Genomic DNA, 23,182 nt, shown 5'->3' on the forward strand with positions numbered 1-23,182 from the left:
GCATCAATCCAGCTTCTGCGCGGGCGCAGTCGCCTGCGGTACGTTGCAACGGAATGCGGGCGCGGCGTCCTGCAGGTCCAGATACGCCATCAGCGTCGGCGCCAGCACCTTGAGCACCTGCACGGTCAGCGCACTCGTGAACTTGTACCTGGCCGCGTCCGCCCCGGCGACGTAGGCGACGACGGTGCCGAAGTAGCGGTCTCCCAGATAGAACACGAACGCGCCGGATCGACTCACCACCCGCTCGGAGAGGAGCCCGCCGCCGCGGCTGAAGGTCTTGAAACGGTTGTCGCCGGTGCCGGTCTTGCCGCCCACGGCGACGGGCGTGCCGTCGTTGTCCATGAACGTCCCCGAGAGCCGCCTGGCGGTGCCGCCTTCCACGACTCCCGCCAGCGCGGCTTTGACCACTGGCGGAATCTCCGGCGGCAGCACGCGCTCTCCGGCGCTGGGGTCTCTGCAAAGCATGGCCTCGTAAGGTGTGCCGGCGGCAAAGTGCAGGCGATCGATGCGCACGCTGGGCAGGCGGACGCCATCGTTCTCGATGATACCCATCAGCTCCGCCAGCGAGGCAGGGCGGTCCGCCGACGCGCCGATGGCCGTGCCATACGACGGCACCAGGGATTCGAACGGATACCCCAGTCGCTTCCACATGGCATGGATCTGCTGGAAAGCCTCGATCTCGAGCATCTGTTTGATGCGCTTGTCCTGCGCGCCCTTGCGGTGCGACTGCAGTAGCCATTTGTAGACTGCGAGTCGTTCCGTGGCGCTGGCCTCGTTGACCTGCGCGAGCGTTGCCTGCGGATGCTCGCGCAGATACGCCACGAGCCACAGCTCCAGCGGATGCAGCCGCGCGATGTAGCCCCGGTCCGCCAGGTCGAACCGCTGCACCGAATAGTTGTTGTAGAGCTTGGCAAGCGCTGCGTCGTCAAGCCTGGCGCCCGGCAGGTACGTGCGCAGGAAGGCGGCCAGCTTGTCGGGGCCGGCCTGCGGGTCGATGCTGCGGAAGATGGCGGCCAGCCGCACCGGCGTTGCATGCGTGCTCTGGACGAGGGTGGCTTCCTGCTCCTGGAGCGTTTTGCCTCGGTACTTGGTGTAGAAGCGGCCCATGAAGAGCTTGCCTTCGCGATCGGCAAACCGTTGCAGGTAGACCTGCCGCTCGGGGGAGTTCGGATCGGTCAGGGCCTGTGCACCCGCGCTGGGCAACTGGTGCTGAAAGTAGCGCGAGATATCGCGCATGATCCGCACGAAGACGAGGTTGACCGAGTGCTTGAGCCCCTCGCGCACCGTGAACTGCTGGGTGCCTTCCCATTTTTCGAAATTCTCGAAGTGCTGCATGCCGCCGCCGGTTGCAAACCATTCGCCGGCGTTACCGGAGTACTTGCGCTCCATTGCTGCATTGAGCATCGGGGTGAGCGAGCGGTCTTGCGCATGGGCGAGATAATCGACGGCCCAGCGCTCGATCGGGTTCTGCACCGGAATGTTGAGCTTGCGCAGCGCCGCCGCGGGTTGCCCCGCATAGCGTTGGTGCAGCTCGGCCACGATTTGCAAATATGTCACCAGCGTGCGCAGCTTGGCCGTCGAGCCCAGATCCAGCTTGACGCCCTCGTTGATGTCGAACGGTTGGTCGAATGTGTCGGCCTGCACCAGCACGCGATTGCCGCCTGGGGCGCGTTCATAGAGGGTGAAGCTGTAAGTCACGCCGCGTGGATCGCCGTGTTGCAGCATCATGTCGCCCACGAGGCCGGCGGCCTTGGCGTGTGCCGGGTCTTGCAGCTTGCGCAGCTCGGTGGTGATCTGGTGCTGCAAGGGCGCATCGAGCGTGCTGCTGGCGGTCAGGTCGAGCCGGTCCAGCGCGTACATGCGCGAGATACCGAGCATGCCCGCCAGGTTCACGCGCACGGCATTCGTGCCCTTGTGCTCGGCGGGCGGAGGCGGTACGCGCGTGCCGAGCGCCTGCTGCTTGAGCGATTGCGCAATGGCCGCGTCGCGCAGCGCGGGCGGAATCACGCCGGACGCGGTAAGCACGCGCAGGTAGGCGTTCGTCAGCGCCTCCAGTTCATCGAGGTTGTCGAGGTAGTACGACGGCCGGCGCTGCGATACCAGCAGGCTCAGCGCCTCCTTGTAGGCGAGTGCGCGGTCCGCCAGGGGCGCGGTTGATCCGGCCGACAGCAGCGCATTCACCTGCGCAAAATCCCGTCCGTACCAGACGCGAAGCGCATCGCCGATACCGAGTATCTCCCCGAACCCGGCGCGCGCGCCCAATGGCACGGTGTTCAGGTAATCGACCACGAGCTGGTGGCGCGTGGCAGTGGTGTCTTCGCCGCTCAGGTAGGCGCGGATCGACGCCGACACCATCTGGCGAAGCTTTTCGCTAGGGGAATCGGTACGGCCTTCGGGCGAATGGCGATACTTTTCGATCTGCGTGGCAAGCGTGCTGCCGCCGGGCGATTCATGCTCGGCATTGACGGTATGGAGGGCGCGATCCCATACCGCGCGTGCGAGGCGCGTCCATTCAACGGCAGGATTGCGCTTGGGATATTCGGTCTGGAGAAGCGTTCGGTTTTCGATGGCCAGCAGCGAATCGACGAGCAGCGGAGGAACCGCTTCGAACCCGTCATACACCCGCTCCGGGTGGCGCACGCGATAGATCGGATGGCCATCGGCATCGAGCAGCTCGAGCCCGGCCTGATCTTTCTCCCGGTAAGGCGCGTTCAGGCCGCGATCCATCAGCGACAGCATGTCCTGCGACGGCACGGCCTGCTGCGCGACGACGTAGCCGCGTGTACGCAAGCGATCCAAGTACGTGGGGAGATCGTGATACCCGAGCCGCTTGTCATACGGCCCGGAGTTCGGGTATCGGGCGGAAGCATTGGGCCCCGGCTTGACCGTAAAGGTTTGCGATCGGGCAAGCTGTGCGAAATAGTGCGCCTGCCATGCGGAGCTGTGGAACTCGCGGACGACGAGCCATGCGGCCATCGCAAGCACGAGCGCTGCAATCAGGGCCAATTTGACGGGGCGCCGTATTCTTGTCACTTGCTACGCTCCAATCGCAGGCGAACGCGCGCCTGGTTTCAATCTAGCCCACGCCGCCGTCGTGTCCAGCGCCGTGTCACTTCGGGCCCGCTGTTGCAAGCTTTACGACGGTGCGTAATACGGGATGTGCTGCTCGTCGTAGAGGCGGTAGGTCAGTGCCAGGATGGCCTGGATATCTTCAGACTCATCCAGCAGCCGCGTGCTCAGGATAATGGGGGAGACCAGTTGTGGATCATCCAGTTCCATGTATTCGACATCCTCGCGCTTGAGCCCCGCCACGCTGCGCGGCACCACTGACACGCCTTCCCCTGCCGCGACCAGCCCCAGTGCGATTTGCAATTCCCGTGCCTCGTAGATCTTTGTCGGTTCGAGCGCGCGATCGTGAAACAGCGCCAGAACCTGGTCGGCATAGCTCGGGCGCGGGGCGCGCGGGTAAATGATGAGCGTGTCGCCCACGAGGTCGCGCAAGGACGCGGCGGGCTTGGCGCCCAGCAGCGGGTGGCCGGACGGCAGGGCGACGATCAGCCGTTCATCGCGCAGCAGGATCCGCCGCACGTTTGGGTCTTCATAGCGGATGCGGCCGAAGCCGACGTCGATGCGGCCGTCCTTGAGCGCCTGGATCTGATCCATCGTCGTCATCTCGTGCATCGCCAGGTCGACCATCGGGTATTCCGCCCGAAAGCGCCGGATGACTTTCGGCAACATCCCGTACAGCGTGGAAGCCACGAAGCCGATCGACAGGCGTCGCTCGATCTGCCCCACGCGTTGCGTCATCGAGGCGAGTTCCGCCGTCTGCGCGAGCAACTGCCGCGCATGTGCATGGAAGAAGCGGCCTGCTTCCGTCAGCCTGAGCGGGCGGCTGCCACGCTCGAACAGCAGCACGCCGATCTCCTCCTCGAGTTGCTGGATCTGCCGCGAGAGCGGCGGCTGGGCAATGTGCAGCCGTTCCGCCGCGCGCGTGAAGTTCAGCTCCTCGGCGACGGCGATGAAGTAGCGCAGGTGACGCAGTTCCATATCCAACCTTTGAGGTATAGAGCCGATACTAAATCGGTGTTGGACGCAATAAATCGTGGTGCGTAATCTCATTTCCAAGTTGATCTTTGTCAATCTGATACCTGGAAAACATGATTCGCTCGATCGAGGCCATTCTAGTGGATGTGCCCACCATCCGTCCGCACAAGCTGTCCGTTGCCACCATGCACACGCAGACGCTCGTTCTCGTGCACGTGCGCTGCGAAGACGGCATCGAAGGCTGGGGCGAGGCCACCACCATCGGTGGCCTCAACTACGGCGAGGAGAGCCCCGAGAGCATCAAGGTCAATATCGACACGCACATTGCGCCCCTGCTGATCGGCATGGATGCGCGCAACGTGGCGGCTGCCATGGCAAAGGTACGCAAGACCATCCAGGGCAACCGCTTCGCCAAGTGCGCACTCGAGACGGCGCTGCTCGATGCCCAGGCGCGCCGGCTGAACGTGCCGCTGTCGGAACTGCTCGGTGGCCGTCTGCGCGATGCATTGCCCGTGGCCTGGACGCTCGCCAGCGGCGACACGAAGAAAGACATTGCCGAGGCAGAGGTAATGCTGGCCGAGCGGCGCCACCGCATCTTCAAGTTGAAGATCGGCCTGCGCCCGGTGGCCGATGACGTGGCCCATGTGCTGGCGATCAAGCGCGCGCTGGGGGATGCCGTGAGCGTGCGCGTGGACGTCAACCAGGCCTGGAGCGAATTGGATGCCGCTAATGGCATCGCTGCATTGGAAGCCGGTGGGGTCGACCTGATCGAGCAGCCGGTACGCGCAGAAAGCCGTGGCGCGCTGCAGCGGCTGGCACGCCAGTTCGCCGTGCCGATGATGGCCGACGAGGCGCTGCACGGCCCGCTGGATGCCTTCGAGATGGCGACCACCGCCAGCGCCGACGTGTTTGCCGTGAAGATCGCGCAGTCCGGCGGCCTCATTCCCGCCATGCAGGTTGCGGCCATTGCGCAGCTTGCGGGCATCGGCCTCTACGGCGGAACGATGCTCGAAGGCGCGGTCGGCACGGCAGCCTCGGCCCATGTGTTTTCCACGTTCGGCGACCTGCAGTTCGGCACCGAGCTGTTCGGGCCGCTGCTGCTCACGCAGGAGCTGCTGACCGAGCCGCTGCAGTACCGCGATTTTATGCTGCAGGTGCCCACCGGCCCCGGCCTCGGCATCCAGATCGATCGCGACAAGCTGGCGCGCCTGCGCCGCCCATGACACCAAAGACACTCATCAAGGAGACCACGATGCTGTTCCACGTACGAATGGATGTCCGTCTGCCGCCTTCCATGCCCGAGCAGGAAGCCGCTGCGCTCAAGGCGACCGAGAAGGCACGTGCGCAAGCGCTGCAGGCCGAAGGCAAGTGGCGTCACCTGTGGCGCATCGCGGGGCAGTACGCCAACGTCAGCATCTTCGATGTGGATAGCGTCGACGAGCTGCACACGCTGGTCTCCACGCTGCCGCTCTTTCCGTACATGACGATTGAAGTGCAGCCGCTGTGCCGACACCCGTCATCGATCCGAGAGAGCGACGCCTGAGGCCAACGGGTCTGCATATTGAAGGGCGGCGAACGCGCCGCGGACATTTCCCTAAAAGCCAAAGGAGACACGCATCATGAGCGTAAAGGTATTCCAAACGAAAGAAGTGCAGGATCTGCTGAAGGCAGCCACCAACCTGGAAGGCGCTGAGGGCAACCCCCGCCTGAAGCTGGTCGTGCACCGCCTGCTGGCCGATCTGTTCAAGGCCATCGACGATCTCGACATCACCCCGGATGAAGTCTGGGCCGGCATCAACTACCTGAACAAGCTTGGGCAGGACGGCGAGGCCGCGCTGCTGGCCGCGGGCGTCGGCCTCGAGAAGTACCTCGATATCCGCATGGACGCCGCGGACAAGGCGATCGGCATCGAGGGCGGCACGCCGCGCACGATCGAAGGTCCGCTGTACGTTGCCGGCGCGCCCGTGCGCGATGGTGTATCCCGCATCGACATCGACGCGGATCCCGCCGCTGGCCCGCTGGTCATTCACGGCACGGTCACGGGTGAGGACGGCAAGCCGCTGGCCGGCGCGCTGGTCGAATGCTGGCACGCGAACTCGAACGGCTTCTACTCGCACTTCGATCCGACCGGCAAGCAGAGCGCGTTCAACCTGCGTGGCGCGGTCAAGACAGGCGCCGATGGCAAATACGAGTTCCGCACGCTCATGCCGGTCGGCTACGGCTGCCCGCCGCAGGGCGCGACCCAGCAACTGCTGAACGGGCTTGCGCGCCATGGCAACCGGCCCGCGCACGTGCACTTCTTCGTCACGAGCAACGGACACCGCAAGCTGACGACGCAATTCAATATCGAAGGCGATCCGCTGATCTGGGACGACTTCGCCTACGCCACGCGGGAAGAGCTCATTCCGCATGTGGTTGAAAAGGCCGGTGGCGGCGCATTCGGATTGAAGGCCGATGCGTACAAAGACATTGAATTCAATGTTGTCCTCACGCCGCTGGTGCAGGGCAAGGATAACCAGATCGTGAACCGCCCTCGCGCTTCGGCGGCGGTGTAACGACCGTCTCGCGCTGATGGAGAGCCACATGTCCGCCTTGATCGACAAAGCCCGCGAACTGGATCACCTGCTATCGACCGCGGTGGTGGATGACAAAGAGGCCGGTATTTTCCGTTGCCGTCGGGATATCTTCACCAACCCGGATCTGTTCGAACTGGAGATGAAGCACATCTTCGAGAGCAACTGGGTATACCTGGCTCACGAAAGCCAGATCCCGAACAACAACGACTACTACACTACGTGGATCGGCCGCCAGCCGATCGTCATCACCCGCGACAAGACCGGGGAGCTGCATGCGGTCATCAACGCCTGTGCGCACAAGGGCGCGATGCTGTGTCGTCGCAAGCATGGCAACAAGGGCAGTTTCACCTGCCCGTTCCACGGCTGGACGTTCTCCAACACCGGCAAGCTGCTCAAGGTGAAGGATGAAAAGACGACCGAGTACCCGGTGCAGTTCAACACGCACGGGTCGCACGACCTGAAGAAGGTCGCGCGGTTCGAGAACTATCGTGGCTTCCTGTTCGGCAGTCTCAATGCCGACGTACAGCCGCTCGAGGCCTACCTTGGAGAGGCGCGGGTGATCATCGACCAGATCGTCGATCAGGCACCCGATGGCCTGGAAGTGCTGCGCGGCAATTCTTCCTATGTCTACGACGGCAACTGGAAGATGCAGATGGAGAACGGCTGCGACGGCTACCACGTCAGCACCGTGCACTGGAACTACGCCGCAACGATGGGGCGGCGCAAGGAAGGCGGCACGCAAGCCGTGGATGCGAACAGCTGGAGCAAGTCGGTAGCGGGCGTCTATGGGTTCGAGCACGGCCACATCCTGCTGTGGACGCAGACGATGAACCCCGAGGTGCGGCCCGTATATGCACACCGCGATGAGATCAAGGCGCGTGTGGGCGAAATCAAGACGGACTTCATCGTCAATCAGACCCGCAACCTGTGCGTGTATCCGAACGTGTTCCTGATGGACCAGTTCAGCACGCAGATCCGGGTGGTGCGGCCGATCAGCGTCGACAAGACGGAAGTCTCGATCTTCTGTTTCGCGCCGAAGGGTGAGAACGCAACCGACCGGGCGCTGCGCATCCGCCAGTACGAGGACTTCTTCAACGTGTCGGGCATGGGCACCGCCGACGACCTGGAAGAATTCCGCGCGTGCCAGAACGGCTATGCCGGCACCACCGCGTTGTGGAACGACCTGTCACGCGGTGCGCCGCTGTGGGTTCATGGCCCCGATGAAAACGCGGACAAGATGGGGCTCAGGCCGCTGATTTCCGGCGAACGCAGCGAAGATGAAGGCCTGTTCGTCTGCCAGCACGAATACTGGGTGCAGGTCATGCGCGATGCACTGAAGAAGGAATGCGAAGGGGTGGCGGCATGAGCTTCGATTACCAGAACATCTGCGCCGCCCTGTACCGCGAAGCGCGGCTGCTCGATGACCGTCAGTGGGACGCGTGGCTGGAGTGCTATGCAGAAGACGTCTCTTACTGGATGCCGGCCTGGGATGACGACGATCAGCTCACCGACGACCCGCAGAGCCAGATCTCGCTGATGTATTACCCCGATCGGTGCGGGCTTGAAGACCGCGTATTCCGCATCAAGACCGAGCGCAGCGGGGCCTCCACACCGGAGCCGCGAACCAGCCACAACATCGCCAACGTGGAAGTCCTGGCCGAGCGCGACGATGAAGTCGACGTGCGCTACAACTTCCACACGCTGAGTCATCGGTACAAGAGCACCGACCAGTTCTTCGGCACGATGTTCGTGACCTTGCGCAGGGCGGGTGATGGGTTGCGCATCGCACGCAAGAAGATCGTCCTGAAGAACGACTACATCCGGCAGGTGCTCGACGTCTATCACGTCTGACGCCGAGCTCGCGTACCAAAGGCAGTGGAGGCTTCCATGTCCAGTTTCAAAGTTGCACTCAATTTCGAGGACGGCGTTACCCGTTTCATCGATTGCAAGGCCGGTGAGAAGGTGCTCGATGCCGCCTTCCGCGCCAAGATCAACCTGCCGATGGATTGCTCCGATGGCGTCTGCGGAACGTGCAAGTGCCGCGCGGAGAGCGGCAGCTACGACCTCGGCGACGATTACATCGACGAAGCGTTGACCGAAGACGAGAAGAACGCCGGCCTCGTCCTGACGTGCCAGATGGTGCCGCAAAGCGACTGCGTGATCGCCGTGCCGACCACGTCGACCAGCTGCAAGACCGGCCAGAGTCAATTCGGTGCAACCTTGTCGAAGGTCGAACTGCACAACGATGCGGCGGTCGTGCTCGAACTGGATGTCGATGCCACCGCGCCGGTGTTCCTGCCCGGCCAGTACGTCAACATCGCTGTGCCCGGCAGCGGCCAGCAACGCTCGTATTCGTTCTCATCCGCGCCCGGGGAAGGGAAGATCAGCTTCCTCATCAAGAAGATTCCCGGCGGCGTGATGAGCCGTTGGCTGGAAACCGCGCAGCCTGGTGACAAACTCGATCTGCACGGGCCGCTGGGCAGCTTCTATCTGCGTGACGTGCAGCGGCCGCTGTTGTTCCTTGCCGGCGGCACGGGGCTCGCTCCGTTCCTGTCGATGCTCGAGGTGCTGGCGCGCACCAACCCGCAGCAGAAAGTGCACCTCATCTATGGCGTGACGCGTGATCTCGACCTGGTTCAGGTCGATGCGCTCGAGGGGTATGCAGCCCGGCTGCCGAATTTCAGCTACGCCACCGTCGTCGCCGACGCGGCGTCCGATCATCCGCGCAAGGGTTGGGTGACGCAGCACATTCCGGCCGACGCCCTGAACGAGGGCGACGTGGATGTCTACCTGTGCGGGCCGCCGCCGATGGTCGATGCCGTGCGCAAGTACTTTGACGATGAGGGTGTGAAGCCGCACAGCTTCCACTACGAAAAATTCACCCCGAACGTTCTCCCGAAGGCGGCATGAGCATGCTTCGATTTGCAGGCAAGGTCGTCGTCGTGACGGGCGCGGCGCAGGGTATCGGGCGCGGCGTGGCCATCGCGGCGGCAGAAGAGGGCGCGCAGCTGCTGCTGGTGGATCGCGCAGAGCTGGTCCACGAGGTGCAGGCTGAAATCGCTGCAGCCGGGGGCAACGCCAACGCCGTCACAGCCGACCTGGAAACTTACGCCGGCGCGCAGCGCGCCGTGCAGACAGCGCTGGATGCCTTCGGCCGCATTGACGTGCTCATCAACAACGTTGGCGGCACGATCTGGGCGAAGCCGTATCAACATTACGAAGAAGCGCAGATCGAAGCGGAGATCCGTCGCTCGCTGTTCCCCACGCTGTGGTGCTGCCGGGCGGTGTTGCCGCACATGGTGGAATCCAAGCGGGGCGTGATCGTCAACGTGTCGTCGATTGCGACGCGCGGCATCTACCGGATTCCATATTCGGCCGCCAAGGGCGGCGTCAATGCGCTTACGGCCAGCCTGGCGTTCGAGCATGCGGAAGACAACATTCGTGTCAATGCGGTCGCCACGGGCGGCACGGAAGCACCGCCGCGCAGGATTCCGCGCAACGCGGCACCCATGTCCGAGCAGGAAACCCTCTGGTACCAGGGCATCGTCGATCAAACCCTCTCCAGCAGCCTCATGCACCGTTACGGCACCATTGATGAGCAGGTGCGGGCGATTCTCTTCCTCGCATCCGACGACGCCTCGTACATCACGGGAACGGTATTGCCGGTCGGCGGCGGAGACCTCGGTTGACGCGCGGCTCCGCCGACGCGGCATTGGCAGGCGCGGACGCCGCCCCACGCAGCCTGCTTGCGGACGGGTCGGTCTCCGCCGTTGCGGCCGGGTTCCTTGCCGTGCTGATTTCGTACGCAGGGCCGCTCGTCATCTTCTTCCAGGCAGCCCAGGCCGCGCACGTGTCCGATGCGATGGTGGCGTCATGGGTGTGGGGGATCTCCATCGGCGCAGCAGTGTCCGGCATCTATGCAAGCTGGCGGTGGAAGGCACCGGTGGTGACGGCGTGGTCCGCGCCGGGCACGGCGTTGCTGGTGTCGCTGTTTCCTGGCTTGTCGCTCAACGAGGCGGTAGGCGCGTACATCACGGCAGCCACGATCATTCTGCTGATCGGCGTGTCGGGTACCTTCGACAGGCTGATGCGGTTGATTCCCAGGGGCATCGCCGCGGGCATGATGGCCGGCATTCTGTTCCAGTTCGGCACCCACGCGTTCGCGGCTGCCGCGGCCACACCGGTGCTGGCGTTTTCCATGATCGCCGCGTACGTATTGGGCCGGCGATGGTGGCCGCGCTACTGCATCGTGGTGGTCCTGTTGACCGGTGTTGCGCTGGCGATGGCGCTGGGGCAGACCCATTTCAATGGGGTGTCGCTGCAATTGACGCATCCGGTCTTCATTGCACCGCGCTGGACGCTGAACTCAACGCTGAGCCTGGCCATTCCGCTCGTCATTGTCAGCCTGACAGGGCAGTTTCTTCCGGGCATGGCCGTATTGCGGGGCTCGGGCTACGACACCCCGGCCCGTCCGATCATGACGGCGACCGGTCTCGCGTCGATTGCCGTCGCGTTTTTTGGCGGCATCACCATCGTGATCGCGGCAATCACGGCGGCGCTGTGCACGGGCAAGGATGCGCATGACGACCCAGCCAAACGCTACGTGGCGGGCATCGCCAACGGCATCTTCTACTTGCTGGGAGGCACCTTCGCTGGCGCCATCGTGATGCTGTTTGTCGCGCTGCCCAAGCCCTTTGTCGCCATCCTGGCCGGACTTGCCCTGATCGGAGCGATTGCATCGAACGTGATGGGCGCGATTCAGGATGAAGCCCACCGTGAGGCCGCGGTCATCACTTTTCTGGCGACTGCGTCTGGGCTGACGCTCTTCGGGCTGGGCTCGGCCTTCTGGGGTGTCGTCATCGGCTCGGGCGCCTCACTGGTGCTGAGCGCAACGCGACGCTGACGGCCTCATCCAAAACAAAAACGGCGCGGATGCGCCGTTTGTCATCGCGTGGCTCGAGCCCTCAGCCGATGTACGACCCCGATTGACCGACCACCTTGGCATTGATCAGGTTGGCTTGCCAGCCCTGGCGAAAATAATTCAGCGCTTCGCGCATCAGTGCAACCGGCGTGCGCGCGGCGGCTTGGACTTGGGCTTCAGCGGCAAACTTCGGGGTGAAATAGCTTTGCTGGATCATGATAGGCTCTCTCTAGGGTTTTTCCGAGTATAGGGTTATCCCTAGGGTTGGGCAACGCTGGAGCCGATACTGCCGGTACATTGTGAATATCACCCAGCCTTGATGCCACGCCTGCCAGCGGTGCACCCAAATAAGTGAATAAAAGTGCACCCAAAGCCTTGCGCTAAGAATTTTTTTTGCGAAGAGAAGCCGGCAGGACGCCTCATTTTCGGCAAGAAAATAGCACTTTGTCTGTCTTTGTCGGCTAATTTTCCTCTAAAATTGATCGATCTGTTCGCTTGTTGTTTTGCGGAGAAGCCGCCTACCATACGCCGCCATGTGCCGGCCGCCGAGGTTGATGCCTCGAGGTCGGCGTTGTCACCTGGAGGTTTGTATGGCGTATCCCCCCATCCCTGTGCCGGTCGACGGCGCGCCCCATGCCAACGCGGCGTGGCAGGCGCGCAGCCGTGCGGCTGTCTGGCATCCGTGCACGCAGAATGCGCGGCTCGACGCCATGCCGCCGCTGCCGATCGCACGCGGACAGGGGCCATGGCTGATCGACTTCGACGGCAAACGCTATCTCGACGGCACGAGTTCGTGGTGGGTGAACCTGTTCGGCCATGCCAATCCGCATATCAATGCCGCCCTCAAATCGCAACTCGACTCGCTCGAGCACGTCATGCTGGCCGGCGCCACGCATCGCCCGGCAGTCGAGCTGGCTGAACGCCTGATCGGCCTGACAGGCGGCGCGCTCGGACATAGCTTCTTCGGCTCCGATGGCGCGTCCGCCGTGGAGATCGCGCTGAAGATGAGCTTCCATGCCCATCGCAATGCGGGACAGGGCGCGCGCGACCGCTTCCTCTGTCTGGAGCAGGGCTACCACGGCGAAACGCTTGGCGCGCTGGGCGTGACCGATGTAGCGATCTTTCGTGATGCCTATGACCCACTGATCCTGCAATCGCACCGCGTCGCATCGCCGGATGCCCGCCAGGCTGCGCCAGGAGAAACCCCGGCCGACGTCGCTGAACGCGCGCTCGAGGCACTGCGCGCGTGCCTTGCCAACCATGCGGGTGCCATCGCAGCCGTCATCACCGAGCCGCTGGTGCAATGCGCGGCCGGCATGGCCATGCACGATGTGAGTTATCTGCGCGGCGTGCGCGCCCTGTGCGACGCGTTTGGCGTCCATTGGATTGCTGACGAGATTGCCGTCGGCTGCGGGCGCACGGGTACTTTCTTTGCCTGCGAGCAGGCAGGCGTGTGGCCGGATCTGCTGTGCCTGTCCAAGGGCATCAGCGGAGGGTACCTGCCCCTGTCGATCGTGCTTTCGCGCGACGCTATCTACAACGCCTTCAACGACGATGCGCCGGTACGCAGCTTCCTGCATTCGCATTCCTACACCGGCAACCCGCTGGCGTGCCGCGCAGCGCTTGCCACGCTGGACCTGTTTGCCGAAGAAGACGTATTTGCGCGCAACCGCGTGACGGCCGCGCGCATCGCGCAGGGGCTCGCGCCGCTGTCGCACGACGCGCGCTTCGCGCACCTGCGGCAGACCGGCATGATCACCGCGTTCGACGTGCATCCGGAAGTGGCCGGCGCGCGCTTTGCCGAGCGCTTTGCGCTCACCGCCCGGACGCATGGACTGCTGCTGCGCCCGATCGGCAACACCGTCTATCTGCTACCGCCTTATGTGCTGAGCGATGCCGAGACCGACACACTCGTCGAACGCACGCTGCTGACGCTGGAAGACACGCTCGCCCAAGCGACCGGCGCGCAAGAAGGAGAAACCTATGCGATTGCTTGACGACCTGCAGGCAGGGCTCGACGCCATCGACGCCGCCCACCTGCGCCGCGTGCGCCGCACCGCGTACAGCCCGACCGATCGCAGCCAGCGCATCAGCATGCCCGGCAGTGAACCGCGCGAGATTCTTGGTTTCTGCGGCAACGACTACCTCGGCCTGGCAGCCCATCCGGCATTGGTGCAAGCCGCGGCCGCCGGCGTGCGCGAATATGGCTTCGGCAGTGGCGCGTCGCATTTGGTGAGCGGCCATTCGATTGCCCATGCGCGGCTGGAAGCGCGCATGGCGGCCTTGCAGGCTGCCCACATTCCCGAGGCGGATGCGCTGTTCTTCTGCACCGGCTACATGGCCAACCTGGCCGTGGTCAGCGCCATGGCGCAGGCAGGTGGCGTGCGACCGGCGGGGGAGTGCACCATCTTTTCCGATGCGCTGAATCACGCTTCGCTCATTGACGGCGCGCGGCTGTCACGGGCGCCGATCAAGGTGTATCCACATGTCGACCTGGCCGCACTGGAAGCGCAACTGGCCGCCAGCACAAGCCGCAACAAGCTGATCGTCACCGATGGCGTGTTCAGCATGGATGGCGATATTGCGCCGCTGCCCGAGCTGCTGGTTCTGGCCGAGCGCTATGACGCCTGGCTGATCGTGGACGATGCCCATGGCCTGGGCGTGCTCGGCGAGAACGGCGCGGGCGTGCTGTCGCACCTCGGGCTGCATTCGGAGCGCCTCGTCTACGTCGGCACGTTCGGCAAGGCGCCGGGCGGCTCGGGGGCCGCGATCGTTGCGCACCGCCTGGTCATCGACTGGTTGATCCAGCGGGCGCGGACGTACATCTTCACGACGGCAGCGCCGCCCGCGATCGCCTGTGCAGTGGAGGCGGCGCTGGATGTCATCGCAGGCGAGGAGGGCCGCCAGCGGCGCGCCCGGCTGAACTGCCATATCGCAGCCTGGACGCAGCATGCGCAGCGCCTGGCGGCCCGTTTCGGCTGGCAATGGTTGCCGTCGCCCACGGCGATCCAGCCGCTGGTGATCGGTGAAAACGCGCCGGCACTGGCATTGGCCGCGGCACTGGAGCGCGAGGGCATCCGCATCGCCGCCATCCGCCCGCCGACGGTGCCGGCTGGCACGGCCCGGCTGCGCATTACGCTTTCGGCAGCGCACACGGACGACGATATCGAGCGCCTGGCGCGGGCGCTGGAGGCGGCGGGCGAATCGCTGCATCCGACTGCCAAGGCGGCCTGACATGACGCAAGCCCGCTTCGCCTGCTTCGTCACAGGCACCGATACCGAGATCGGCAAGACGCTGGTCAGCTCGGCCCTGCTGGTCAAGCTGGCTGACGCCGGTTTATGTGCAGCCGGTCTCAAGCCGATTGCCGCAGGCACGCTGCCCGGATCGTCCGAGCGCACCAATGAAGACGTCGAGCAATTGCGGGCTGCCGCATCGGTTGACCTGCCGCTGCAGACGATCTGCCCCTGGCTGCTGGAGGCGCCGATGTCGCCGCACCTGGCCGCGGCCCGCGAGGGCGTGACCATCACCCTGCCGCCGATCCTCGACGCGCTCAGTCAGGCGAAATCGCTGGCCGATGCTGTTGTCGTGGAGGGCGTGGGCGGCTTTCGCGTGCCGCTATCGGACGATTTCGATACGGCGCAGCTGGCTGTCGCGCTGGGCTTGCCGGTGGTCCTGGTGGTCGGCCTGCGGCTGGGTTGCCTGAACCACGCCGCATTGACGGCGGAAGCCATTGCCGCACGCGGGCTGCGCCTGGCTGGCTGGGTTGGCAATGTGGTCGACGCCGGCATGGCCGGGCTTGACGACAATGTCGCGACCCTGCGCCGCTGGATCGACGCACCGCACCTCGGCACGGTCCCGCGCCTGCCCGCCGCCGATGCCCGCCTTGCTGCCTCACACCTGGACATCACGCCGTTGCTCGCATGATGAAGGCCCAGGCGGCGCTACACTGTCAGGGTTCAATGGTCGGATGGAGACGGCTGTCATGCGCGTGACGCGTTGGCTGGCGGCAGCGACGATGGTCGCGGCAATGGCGGGATGTGCGGCACTGGAATCCCCGGTGACGAAAGGGCAGCGTCTCGTCGGCGGCGACGCATCCGCGGTGCAGGCGCAATTCGGACCGCCGCGCGAAACCTATCCGCTGAACGGCGGCACGCGCTGGCTGTACCCGACCCAACCCTACGGGCAGTTCACCTATGCAGCCGACTTTGACGCCAGCGGCAGACTCATCGCATTCAAACAGGTCCTGAGCAGCCTGGAGTTTGCCCAGGCCAAGGTCGGGGTCTGGACGAAGGACGACGTACTTCGCCATTTCGGCAGGCCAGTGGAGACGGCGTACTTCCCGCGCATGGATCGGCTGGTGTGGTCATATCGCTTCAAGTCGGACGACGTCTGGCCCTCGCTGATGCACTTCTATTTCGACCCGGCCGGCGTGCTGCAACTGACGCAGATCACGCCCGACCCGCTGTACGACCCCGACCGTCCGCGCCTCTTCCGGCGGTGATTGATGTGGCGCAACCCGTTTGTGCGCTTGGGGTTCCTCCCGCATTGCGCGTGCCGGCCCACGACCTAAGCTGAGCAATAGGGGAAGCACGTGCCTCAGGGCATGCGCCGGAACAACCCGCCCGCAGAGCAGGAAACCAAGCCAGGGGGTGCCTCATGCTGACGCATCGCTGGGTCGACATCGACCCGTCTGAAGCGGAACATCATCCGCTGTACGGCATAGCCGGGTGGCTGCCGTGGGTGCTTGCGGTGGCGATTGCCGGACCGACCTGGGTGTTCTGGCAGGGCCTGTCGGTCGACGCCGTGCGGCTGGCGGGCGCTGACCTTTTCAACGCGGATACGCCGGGCAGCGGGACCATCAACCTGACAACACTGCTTTATCTGATCTCGTGCGTGACCGTGCTGGTGCTGGCCACCACGCACGACAGCGCGTTTCGGCGCGCCACGATCGTGCATATGGCGTTGCTGCCGCCGCTCATCGGACTGATGCTGGTGGCGGGTGGCGTGCCGGGCGCGCGTGGCACCCTCATCGATGGCGTGGCGGTCGCCGTGGCTATGGTGGCCACGTGTGGCGTCTACCTGCAGTTCTCGCGCCGTGTCCGCGTCACGTTCGAGCGCCGTGTACCGGCAGCCGGTGAATTGCAACGCACGCATGCGACGGGCTGATCGCGCTCAACCGGCGGATGCCGGCGCAATACAGCCAGCCGCGTGTGCGGAATCACCCAAAATGGCGACCCAAGACGGCTGCGCAACGGGGCGCGAACCTGCCTCAGTCGATCGGCGCGAAGCGCGGCACCTGCCGGCCTTCGACCTCTACCAGTTCGTGGAACATGGTGGAAGGGCGCGTCCAGATGGTGCCGTTGGCGGCCCGATAGACCGTCATCTTGATCGCCGGATCGGGCTCGTACGTTGCTTCGCAAAGCCATTCGTACTCGCCGCCCTTGTAGTGGCGGTAGCGGCGTGTCGCGGGGCGATTTTCCATGGTCTGCAACTCAGTGGTGCGTGGGCTTGTCATCTTCGTCCACGTACGGCACGTGCTTGCCTTCCTGGGTCTGTGCGCCGAGCTTGGCGTTTTCCATCGCATCTTGATACGCGAGCATGGCTGCGGCGACCGCCTCGGGCTCGCCATTGAACGAAATGACGCTTTGGCCGCAGTTCGGGCATTCGCCGCCGAAGATGGCACGGATGCCCGGCATGTCGCGCGGCTCCATGCCTTCGAATTCGGTAAAGCCGGTCTGGCAGGCGCCGCAGACCAACTTGTCGGGGCGCAGCGCTTCCAGCCGGCTCTGCGCCTGGGACATGCGTTCGGCTTGCGTGCCGCGTCGTTTGGCTTCGCCCATGGTCTTCTCCTGTTCAGCAACCATCATTGAAGGCTGGATCATAGAACGAAGACAGGGGCGTGTCGCGCTGTTGACGCCGCGGGCGACGCTCGCGCGCCTGACGGTCGGACGAGTCTTCCTCGAAGGCACGCACGTTGAATGCGCGGGTGGTGATGCAAATAAGCGATGGGGAATGACACGCGAAGGTGAGGGGGCGCGCATGAGATTGCCGGATATTCAGATATTGGATTGCAATGAAAGCGCAGGCAGATTCTGCTTTGTCAGATGATTTTGACGCGCGCAGTGTATTGCGGTGGATCAATGAACTTTTAATCGTCAAAGGCAATTGAATTCACGCTGCATAAGCTGATGTCTCCAGCACAGATTTTTGAATCACCTTAAAAAGAATAAGGAGGTTGCTGTGAAGACATGGCTACAGACGACATTGATCACCGCGATGGCGGTTTCATTGGCTGCGTGTGGCGGCGGGGATGATGGCGGGGGGATCGTGCCGCCCGCGCCGCAGCAACCTTCGTCCATCAGACTGGCAGACCCGGCCAACGGCTACCTGAATGCGCAAACCGCTGCCGCCTACACGTACTTCGGCTCGCGCGATACCTACAGCCTCTACGCAATCAGCCTGTTCTCGGTCATTATCGCCGCAAGCCAGGCGGGCCCGGGAACGGTCTCGACCAATTGCACGGGCGGCGGCACGGCATCCATTACGTTTAACGATCGCGATGGGTCGAACAGCATCACGGCGGGCGACACCGCCAGCATGACCTTCGCGAATTGTCAGGAGAATGTTGAGCTTGCCGGCGCAACATTATTGACCACGCTGAATGGCGGAATGTCATTCGTCATCAATGCGGCGTCCGGTCCAACTGCAAACCTGCAGGATTTCTCGTTTGTTGCAGCCGCTACGGCCAACAACCTGAGTGCCCAGGCAGGGACTGCCTCCATGACATTCAACGGAACGATGACCATTTCCAAATCGATTCCGCAACCCGACAGCACGCTCAGATATATCGCGACATCCAATGATGCGACCGTCAATCGCAATATCAATGGCGTTCAGGATTCCATTGTGCTGGCGGGCTGGCGTCTGGATGATGCGCTCTCGCTGCTGACGTTCACGGACCAGGTCAGTCTTTCTGGCAACCTGAACTTCACAACCCCCTCCGGTAACGAAAACCTGCTGCTCACCACGAGTTCACCGTTGATCGTGGGCGCCACGGGCGTGCCGAGTGGCGGCGCTGTGGCATTTGCCACGACGGAGGATCAGGCGAGCGCATCCTTCGCTTCCACGGGCGACGTCACACTGGCTATCGATGCAGGAAAGACAGGCACGGTGACGGCGACCATCTCGACCACCATCAGCGCGCTGGAGAGCCTGTTCGGCAACTGAGCACCGCAGCCTCCGACGGCACCGCGAAGGGCGCCGTCAGGGGAGATGGAAACGGGCCACCGTTGATCGCGGGCCCGTTTTCGCGCTGGCGAGTTTCGGGTCGGCATGACAATCGTCAAGCCATCGACGCGCTTCCGGCTGGTATAGTGCCGGCCCCGATTCAGCCGCCTGCATGCCACCCGATATGTCTACGATTCCAGCTTGTCCAGAATGCGCCTCCGAGCATACCTATCAGGATGGCGAGTTCTTCATTTGCCCTGACTGCGCCCACGAATGGGACCCGCGAGCACCGTCAGACGAAACGGAAGCCGAGCCGGTCATCAAGGACAGCAACGGGAATCTGCTGAGCACCGGAGACGCGGCCATCCTCATCAAGGATCTCAAGCTCAAGGGCAGTTCGGGCACGCTCAAGGCGGGCACCAAGGTCAAGAACATCCGGCTGGTCTCGGGTGACCATCCGATCGATTGCAAGATCGATGGCGTGAGCTATCTGCTCAAGCCGGAGTTTTTGAAGAAGGCCTAGCAGAACGAGGGATGACGCTTGCGGCTGTCCCTGCGCGCTTTATTTAACATAATGCAAATTATGCGTATCTCGTAGTACAAAAGCGGGGCCGGCGCGTGCGCCAACACAGGCCGGCCCCTAACCACAATCAATCTGCACAAGAGGTTGATAATGGCTCTTGCCGATTCTAGCTCCCAAGCATGGGAGCGTCTTAACGATGCCGTTTGGGCGCTCGATTCTTTCGTTCAAATAGTTTCAACAACCAACCCTCCCAGCTATACCTGGCTGGAGCATGTCTCGTTAGTTTTTTGCCACTTAGCGGCTGGCGTGGGTAGTGCTCGTGATGCTCTCGAGGATGCCCGGGTGGAAAAAATTTCCTGTGCGCCGGGGGTGGCCAATGGCTAATAATCCCTCTCGCAAGTGGGCGACTCACGCCGAGTGGTGCTATGAGCGCCAGGGCTTGCCCATGAAAGCCCTTACCCGCAAGCTCAAGACGCACAAGAGAACGATCACCTCTTGGGATACTGGCCTGCGCCCTGTCCCGCACTGGGCCCCTCAGGTTCTGCGCTTGCAAAGGCTCGAATCCGCTGGCTACCTTCGCCAGCTTGGTCGCCCTGATCCCCGCAACGATGTTCCCGCGACCTCTGCGCTCGTTTCCCTGTCGCCAGCGTCTAGCGTCGGGAGTGCCCGCGCCGCAAACGAAGCCGCAGGGGGGCCCCTTCGGGGGCATGGAGAGGATTCCGGTGCTCTGGGCCTTTGACGCGCTTCCAGCGCGGCTGGCGGGGCCGAGTAGCGGGTATGACCGCCCTCGCCCGTCTTTGCGCCGCGTCACGCTCCCTACCCCTTTGCCAGCCGCATGTATCGCTGTCGTTTCTGGTGGCTGCACCGGTGTATCCGTGGGGGTTGGGGCCGCTGTGACACGCGCAGCGGGGCGCGGTGGCCCCATCACACACGGGGTGGCGGGCTTGCGTGGCTCCCTTCTATCCGCTACGCTTGAAGTAACCAATAGGTAACGGATCGGTGACAGGTGTAACCAATGGGTGAAGCTAAGAGAAAAGCCTTGATGCAAAAAGTGAGCGGTTCGGAAACCGAATGGTCGCCAGCGCGTGCCCAAACCGATGCCCCCCGACCTGTAACACGGGGGGAAAGTCAAACTACCCCAGAACCACACGGGATCACCCCATCGGTTACCGTTCGGGAAAACGGGGTAATTGAACCAATGCGAACCCTTGGGGGTGAAAGCGCTCGTGAAAGACTGAACCTCAGCATCTCGTATCAGCTCAGGTGTGGTTTGCGCGCAGCAGCGGAAGCTCTTGGTATGACGGAGTCTCAGATAGCCCTACAGGCCATCGTAGCGGGCTTGCCGCAGCTTGCTCAGCAAGTGCGGGCCCTCACGGAGCTGGACGGGGGGAAGGAGGGCGAGCGGAGTTGAGCCGCTGAAATACTGCAAATTATGCGGCTATTTGGTCAGGTAGCTCTGCGCAAAGTGCCGGATTTCCTTGCAAAACTCCGCGCACGCATGCGTCATCAGATCGGCTGACCGATAGACCAGATAGGCGCTGAATTCGGGCAACTCGTCTTCCATGGGCAGCACATCCAGCGAACCCGGGACCATACGCAGCGGGCCGCCGGTGCCACTGAAGACGAAATCCGACCACATGCTGATGAGATCGGTCTTGGTGGCCAACTGCAGCCCGAGCAGATTGGAACCGCTCTGCACGATACGGCGCGGCATCTCGAGCCGATGCAGCCGCATCAGGCTGACCAGAGGGCTGCCTGGGTCGTCGAGCGGGTCCAGCACCAGCCAGTCCGCATCCAGCAGCGGGCGCAAGCGGCGCGCGCGGCGCAGCGGATGACCTGGCCGCACGGCCAGGCGCATCGGCACGGAAAACAGCGGCTCCCACTGGAAGCTGCTTGTGCCTGGCCCGCTGTTGCTGGAGATCAGCCCCAGATCGAGACGCCCCTCGCGCAGGCCTTCCAGGATCTGCTGTGGACGCTGTTCGAAGCAGCGCAAGGCGACATTCGGAAAGCGCTTGCGCAGCGCAGCCATTGCGTCGGGCAGCGGCCCGCTGGAGGCCACGGCGGTAAAGCCGATGTTGAGCTCGGCTTCGGCGTGCCCGCGGATGGTTTCGATGTCTTCCAGCGCGTGGCGAAGCTCCTGTTCGACGACGCTGGCACGCTTCACCACCGCCATGCCGTAGGCCGTCAGGCTCACGCCCCGCACGGACCGCGACAGCAGCGTGACGCCAAGCTCGCGCTCCAGTTCTGCAATGGCTTTGGACAGCGCAGGCTGCGAGATATGCAGCGCGCGCGACGCCTCGTGGATGCTGCCGTGCTGGGCCACAGCCAGCAGGATGCGCAATTGGTGCAGTTTCACCGTGCTCTGCCCTCCTCCGGTGCGCGTGTCGTGGAATTCGCATCGCGTGTCGGCGCTGCACCGGGCTTTCCCCGATGGCGGATGCGCGCCGGTTATGACGGTGATTCTATTTGGTTATCGCGATGAATATTTACGATTTTTTCATGGCGCGGCTTACCGGAATACTGCATCGCGAGGGTTCAGAGAAACCCCTTTTCAACACGATGGACGGAGACCCGAATGAATGACGCCACCCTGCAGCCTGCCCTGACACCCGTGTCCGCGGCTGCCACCCCCAAGCCTGCGAGCCAGGCGCGCCTGATCGCCGCGTGCTCGATCGGCAATGCGCTCGAGATGTACGACTTCACCGTCTACAGCTTCTTCGCGTTGATGATCGGCAAGCTGTTCTTCCCGTCGGATAGTGCCTATGGCTCACTGCTGCTGGCGGTCGCGACGTTCGGCATCGGCTTCGTGATGCGCCCGCTGGGCGGTTTCGTGATCGGCAACTATGCCGACCGCCGCGGGCGCAAGGCCGCGATGACGCTGACCATTGGGCTGATGGTCATCGGGACGCTGTGCCTGGCCGTGGCGCCGACGTATGCCACGGCAGGCGTGCTCGGTCCGCTGGTGGTCGTGGCCGGGCGCTTGCTGCAGGGTTTTTCACTCGGCGGCGAGATTGGTGCCTCCACGGCCATGCTGATGGAGTCCGGCGGCATCAAGGGGCGCGGTTTTCGCGTGAGCTGGCAGTTGGGCAGCCAGGGCATCGCCGCGCTTTGCGGGGCCCTGACGGCTGCGGTGCTGTACGGCAGCCTGTCGCCCGAGGCACTGCAGGGCTGGGGCTGGCGCGTGCCCTTCTTTCTGGGGCTGCTGATCGCTCCGGTGGGCTTTTACATCCGCGCGCACCTGGATGAAACCCATACCGCGCAACCGCATGCGTCGAGCCCCCTGGGTACCCTCTTCCGCGCGCATGGTGACCTCGTTGTCAAAGGCGTGCTCACCATCATTGGCGGCACGGTTGGCACGTATCTGGTGATCTATTTCATGCCGACCTACATGATCCGCGAGCTGCATCTGCCGCCGTCGCTGTCGCTGCTCGCGGGCTGCGTGACCGGGCTGACGAGTTTTACCGCGTCGTTGGTGTCCGGCTGGCTGGCCGACCGCCTGCCGCGCCGCAAGCCGCTCGTGGTGGGCGCGACGCTGTTCACGGTGGCGGCGCTGTATCCGGCCTTCTGGCTGATGACGCATTACCCGAGCGTGCCGCTTGTGCTGGCGCTGTCGGCCCTGCTGACCGGCGGCCTGTATCTGGGCACCACGCCAATGCTGCTGATGATGATGGAGATGCTGCCGACCAAGGTCCGCGCCAGTGGCCTGTCGGTGATCTACGCGGTGGGCGTGACGGTGTTTGGTGGTTCCTGCCAGTTTGTCGTGACGTGGCTGCTGGCCCGCACGGGCAACCCGCTCTCGCCCGCCTTTTACATGATGGCGTGCAGTGCCGTGACGCTGCTGACCGTGCTGAGCTTGCGCGAAACGCGCGAGTCCCACCAATAAACACCAT

Annotated in this window: 22 protein-coding genes; 16 read left to right on the forward strand and 6 right to left on the reverse strand. The window is 63.7% G+C overall.

The window, feature by feature from the left end:
• Nucleotides 1–3 precede the first annotated feature (3 nt).
• Nucleotides 4–2,976 (reverse strand): transglycosylase domain-containing protein, encoded by a 2,973-nt coding sequence (locus R2N03_RS06195; RefSeq protein WP_428984369.1) that lies wholly within the window; start codon nt 2,974–2,976, stop codon nt 4–6.
• A gap of 159 nt (nt 2,977–3,135) precedes the next feature.
• Nucleotides 3,136–4,047, reverse strand: coding sequence for a LysR family transcriptional regulator (locus tag R2N03_RS06200; protein WP_316656286.1), 912 nt, complete (start codon nt 4,045–4,047; stop codon nt 3,136–3,138).
• Between the two features lie 110 nt (nt 4,048–4,157).
• Here R2N03_RS06200 and R2N03_RS06205 point away from each other — a divergent pair, with 110 nt between their 5' ends.
• The 8 genes from R2N03_RS06205 (at nt 4,158) to R2N03_RS06240 (ending at nt 11,523) form a co-directional block, all read left to right on the forward strand.
• Nucleotides 4,158–5,267: a muconate/chloromuconate family cycloisomerase gene (locus R2N03_RS06205; RefSeq protein WP_316656288.1), complete on the forward strand. Its 1,110-nt coding sequence runs from the start codon at nt 4,158–4,160 to the stop codon at nt 5,265–5,267.
• A gap of 29 nt (nt 5,268–5,296) precedes the next feature.
• Nucleotides 5,297–5,587 carry a muconolactone Delta-isomerase gene (catC, locus tag R2N03_RS06210; RefSeq protein WP_316656599.1) on the forward strand — a complete coding sequence of 97 codons (291 nt, stop codon included), beginning with the start codon at nt 5,297–5,299 and terminating at the stop codon, nt 5,585–5,587.
• 76 nt (nt 5,588–5,663) lie between these two features.
• A complete protein-coding gene (gene catA / locus R2N03_RS06215; protein WP_316656290.1) occupies nt 5,664–6,599 on the forward strand; it encodes a catechol 1,2-dioxygenase in 936 nt (311 codons plus the stop codon).
• 28 nt (nt 6,600–6,627) lie between these two features.
• On the forward strand, nt 6,628–7,986 hold the full coding sequence (locus tag R2N03_RS06220) for a Rieske 2Fe-2S domain-containing protein (protein WP_316656291.1): 1,359 nt from the start codon (nt 6,628–6,630) through the stop codon (nt 7,984–7,986).
• Nucleotides 7,983–8,471, forward strand: coding sequence for a benzoate 1,2-dioxygenase small subunit (gene benB / locus R2N03_RS06225; RefSeq protein ID WP_316656292.1), 489 nt, complete (start codon nt 7,983–7,985; stop codon nt 8,469–8,471). The genes R2N03_RS06220 and benB overlap by 4 nt, the downstream gene beginning before the upstream one ends.
• Before the next feature lie 36 nt (nt 8,472–8,507).
• The gene (gene benC, locus R2N03_RS06230) at nt 8,508–9,530 is read left to right on the forward strand and encodes a benzoate 1,2-dioxygenase electron transfer component BenC (protein WP_316656293.1); all 1,023 of its coding nucleotides are present in this window, start codon (nt 8,508–8,510) and stop codon (nt 9,528–9,530) included.
• Nucleotides 9,527–10,309, forward strand: a complete 783-nt coding sequence (locus R2N03_RS06235) for a 1,6-dihydroxycyclohexa-2,4-diene-1-carboxylate dehydrogenase (RefSeq protein WP_316656295.1) — start codon at nt 9,527–9,529, stop codon at nt 10,307–10,309. The genes benC and R2N03_RS06235 overlap by 4 nt, the downstream gene beginning before the upstream one ends.
• Entirely contained in the window at nt 10,306–11,523 is a 1,218-nt protein-coding gene (locus R2N03_RS06240; RefSeq protein ID WP_316656297.1) for a benzoate/H(+) symporter BenE family transporter, read from the forward strand. Before R2N03_RS06235 ends, R2N03_RS06240 begins: the two co-directional genes overlap by 4 nt.
• Nucleotides 11,524–11,584: 61 nt before the next feature.
• Here R2N03_RS06240 and R2N03_RS06245 read toward each other — a convergent pair whose 3' ends face one another.
• Nucleotides 11,585–11,758, reverse strand: a complete 174-nt coding sequence (locus R2N03_RS06245) for a hypothetical protein (RefSeq protein WP_316656299.1) — start codon at nt 11,756–11,758, stop codon at nt 11,585–11,587.
• 373 nt (nt 11,759–12,131) lie between these two features.
• Between R2N03_RS06245 and bioA the strand changes: the two genes are divergently transcribed.
• From bioA to R2N03_RS06270, 5 genes are all read left to right on the forward strand, one after another.
• The gene (bioA, locus tag R2N03_RS06250) at nt 12,132–13,538 is read left to right on the forward strand and encodes an adenosylmethionine--8-amino-7-oxononanoate transaminase (RefSeq protein ID WP_316656302.1); all 1,407 of its coding nucleotides are present in this window, start codon (nt 12,132–12,134) and stop codon (nt 13,536–13,538) included.
• Nucleotides 13,525–14,775, forward strand: coding sequence for an 8-amino-7-oxononanoate synthase (gene bioF, locus R2N03_RS06255; RefSeq protein WP_316656304.1), 1,251 nt, complete (start codon nt 13,525–13,527; stop codon nt 14,773–14,775). The genes bioA and bioF overlap by 14 nt, the downstream gene beginning before the upstream one ends.
• Before the next feature lies 1 nt (nt 14,776).
• Nucleotides 14,777–15,466: a dethiobiotin synthase gene (gene bioD, locus R2N03_RS06260; RefSeq protein ID WP_316656306.1), complete on the forward strand. Its 690-nt coding sequence runs from the start codon at nt 14,777–14,779 to the stop codon at nt 15,464–15,466.
• A 58-nt stretch (nt 15,467–15,524) separates the two neighbouring features.
• The gene (locus R2N03_RS06265; protein WP_316656309.1) at nt 15,525–16,043 is read left to right on the forward strand and encodes a hypothetical protein; all 519 of its coding nucleotides are present in this window, start codon (nt 15,525–15,527) and stop codon (nt 16,041–16,043) included.
• A 155-nt stretch (nt 16,044–16,198) separates the two neighbouring features.
• Entirely contained in the window at nt 16,199–16,708 is a 510-nt protein-coding gene (locus R2N03_RS06270; RefSeq protein ID WP_316656311.1) for a hypothetical protein, read from the forward strand.
• A 103-nt stretch (nt 16,709–16,811) separates the two neighbouring features.
• Here R2N03_RS06270 and R2N03_RS06275 read toward each other — a convergent pair whose 3' ends face one another.
• Complete coding sequence (locus tag R2N03_RS06275; RefSeq protein WP_316656313.1) at nt 16,812–17,024, reverse strand: DUF1653 domain-containing protein; 213 nt, start codon at nt 17,022–17,024, stop codon at nt 16,812–16,814.
• Nucleotides 17,025–17,034: 10 nt separating this feature from the next.
• Complete coding sequence (locus R2N03_RS06280) at nt 17,035–17,382, reverse strand: hypothetical protein (RefSeq protein WP_316656315.1); 348 nt, start codon at nt 17,380–17,382, stop codon at nt 17,035–17,037.
• Nucleotides 17,383–17,782: 400 nt separating this feature from the next.
• Here R2N03_RS06280 and R2N03_RS06285 point away from each other — a divergent pair, with 400 nt between their 5' ends.
• A complete protein-coding gene (locus tag R2N03_RS06285) occupies nt 17,783–18,769 on the forward strand; it encodes a hypothetical protein (RefSeq protein WP_316656317.1) in 987 nt (328 codons plus the stop codon).
• Nucleotides 18,770–18,953: 184 nt separating this feature from the next.
• The gene (locus tag R2N03_RS06290) at nt 18,954–19,292 is read left to right on the forward strand and encodes a zinc ribbon domain-containing protein YjdM (RefSeq protein WP_316656320.1); all 339 of its coding nucleotides are present in this window, start codon (nt 18,954–18,956) and stop codon (nt 19,290–19,292) included.
• A 1,438-nt stretch (nt 19,293–20,730) separates the two neighbouring features.
• Here R2N03_RS06290 and R2N03_RS06295 read toward each other — a convergent pair.
• Entirely contained in the window at nt 20,731–21,648 is a 918-nt protein-coding gene (locus R2N03_RS06295; RefSeq protein ID WP_316656323.1) for a LysR family transcriptional regulator, read from the reverse strand.
• 219 nt (nt 21,649–21,867) lie between these two features.
• On the opposite strand from R2N03_RS06295, the gene R2N03_RS06300 reads away from it, so the two are divergent.
• Nucleotides 21,868–23,175: an MFS transporter gene (locus R2N03_RS06300; protein ID WP_316656326.1), complete on the forward strand. Its 1,308-nt coding sequence runs from the start codon at nt 21,868–21,870 to the stop codon at nt 23,173–23,175.
• Nucleotides 23,176–23,182 lie beyond the last annotated feature (7 nt).

Origin of the sequence: Ralstonia condita, from assembly GCF_958405655.1 — a bacterium.
Taxonomy (GTDB): domain Bacteria; phylum Pseudomonadota; class Gammaproteobacteria; order Burkholderiales; family Burkholderiaceae; genus Ralstonia; species Ralstonia condita.

Coding starts and splice junctions, on each gene's coding strand:
- R2N03_RS06220 (WP_316656291.1), top strand. CDS start 6,628: ATGTCCGCCTTGATCGACAAAGCCCGCGAACTGGATCACCTGCTATCG.
- R2N03_RS06235 (WP_316656295.1), top strand. CDS start 9,527: ATGAGCATGCTTCGATTTGCAGGCAAGGTCGTCGTCGTGACGGGCGCG.
- benC (WP_316656293.1), top strand. CDS start 8,508: ATGTCCAGTTTCAAAGTTGCACTCAATTTCGAGGACGGCGTTACCCGT.
- R2N03_RS06200 (WP_316656286.1), bottom strand. CDS start 4,047: ATGGAACTGCGTCACCTGCGCTACTTCATCGCCGTCGCCGAGGAGCTG.
- R2N03_RS06290 (WP_316656320.1), top strand. CDS start 18,954: ATGTCTACGATTCCAGCTTGTCCAGAATGCGCCTCCGAGCATACCTAT.
- R2N03_RS06265 (WP_316656309.1), top strand. CDS start 15,525: ATGCGCGTGACGCGTTGGCTGGCGGCAGCGACGATGGTCGCGGCAATG.
- bioD (WP_316656306.1), top strand. CDS start 14,777: ATGACGCAAGCCCGCTTCGCCTGCTTCGTCACAGGCACCGATACCGAG.
- R2N03_RS06245 (WP_316656299.1), bottom strand. CDS start 11,758: ATGATCCAGCAAAGCTATTTCACCCCGAAGTTTGCCGCTGAAGCCCAA.
- catA (WP_316656290.1), top strand. CDS start 5,664: ATGAGCGTAAAGGTATTCCAAACGAAAGAAGTGCAGGATCTGCTGAAG.
- bioF (WP_316656304.1), top strand. CDS start 13,525: ATGCGATTGCTTGACGACCTGCAGGCAGGGCTCGACGCCATCGACGCC.
- R2N03_RS06275 (WP_316656313.1), bottom strand. CDS start 17,024: ATGGAAAATCGCCCCGCGACACGCCGCTACCGCCACTACAAGGGCGGC.
- R2N03_RS06280 (WP_316656315.1), bottom strand. CDS start 17,382: ATGGGCGAAGCCAAACGACGCGGCACGCAAGCCGAACGCATGTCCCAG.
- catC (WP_316656599.1), top strand. CDS start 5,297: ATGCTGTTCCACGTACGAATGGATGTCCGTCTGCCGCCTTCCATGCCC.
- R2N03_RS06300 (WP_316656326.1), top strand. CDS start 21,868: ATGAATGACGCCACCCTGCAGCCTGCCCTGACACCCGTGTCCGCGGCT.
- R2N03_RS06195 (WP_428984369.1), bottom strand. CDS start 2,976: ATGGCCGCATGGCTCGTCGTCCGCGAGTTCCACAGCTCCGCATGGCAG.
- bioA (WP_316656302.1), top strand. CDS start 12,132: ATGGCGTATCCCCCCATCCCTGTGCCGGTCGACGGCGCGCCCCATGCC.
- R2N03_RS06270 (WP_316656311.1), top strand. CDS start 16,199: ATGCTGACGCATCGCTGGGTCGACATCGACCCGTCTGAAGCGGAACAT.
- R2N03_RS06205 (WP_316656288.1), top strand. CDS start 4,158: ATGATTCGCTCGATCGAGGCCATTCTAGTGGATGTGCCCACCATCCGT.
- benB (WP_316656292.1), top strand. CDS start 7,983: ATGAGCTTCGATTACCAGAACATCTGCGCCGCCCTGTACCGCGAAGCG.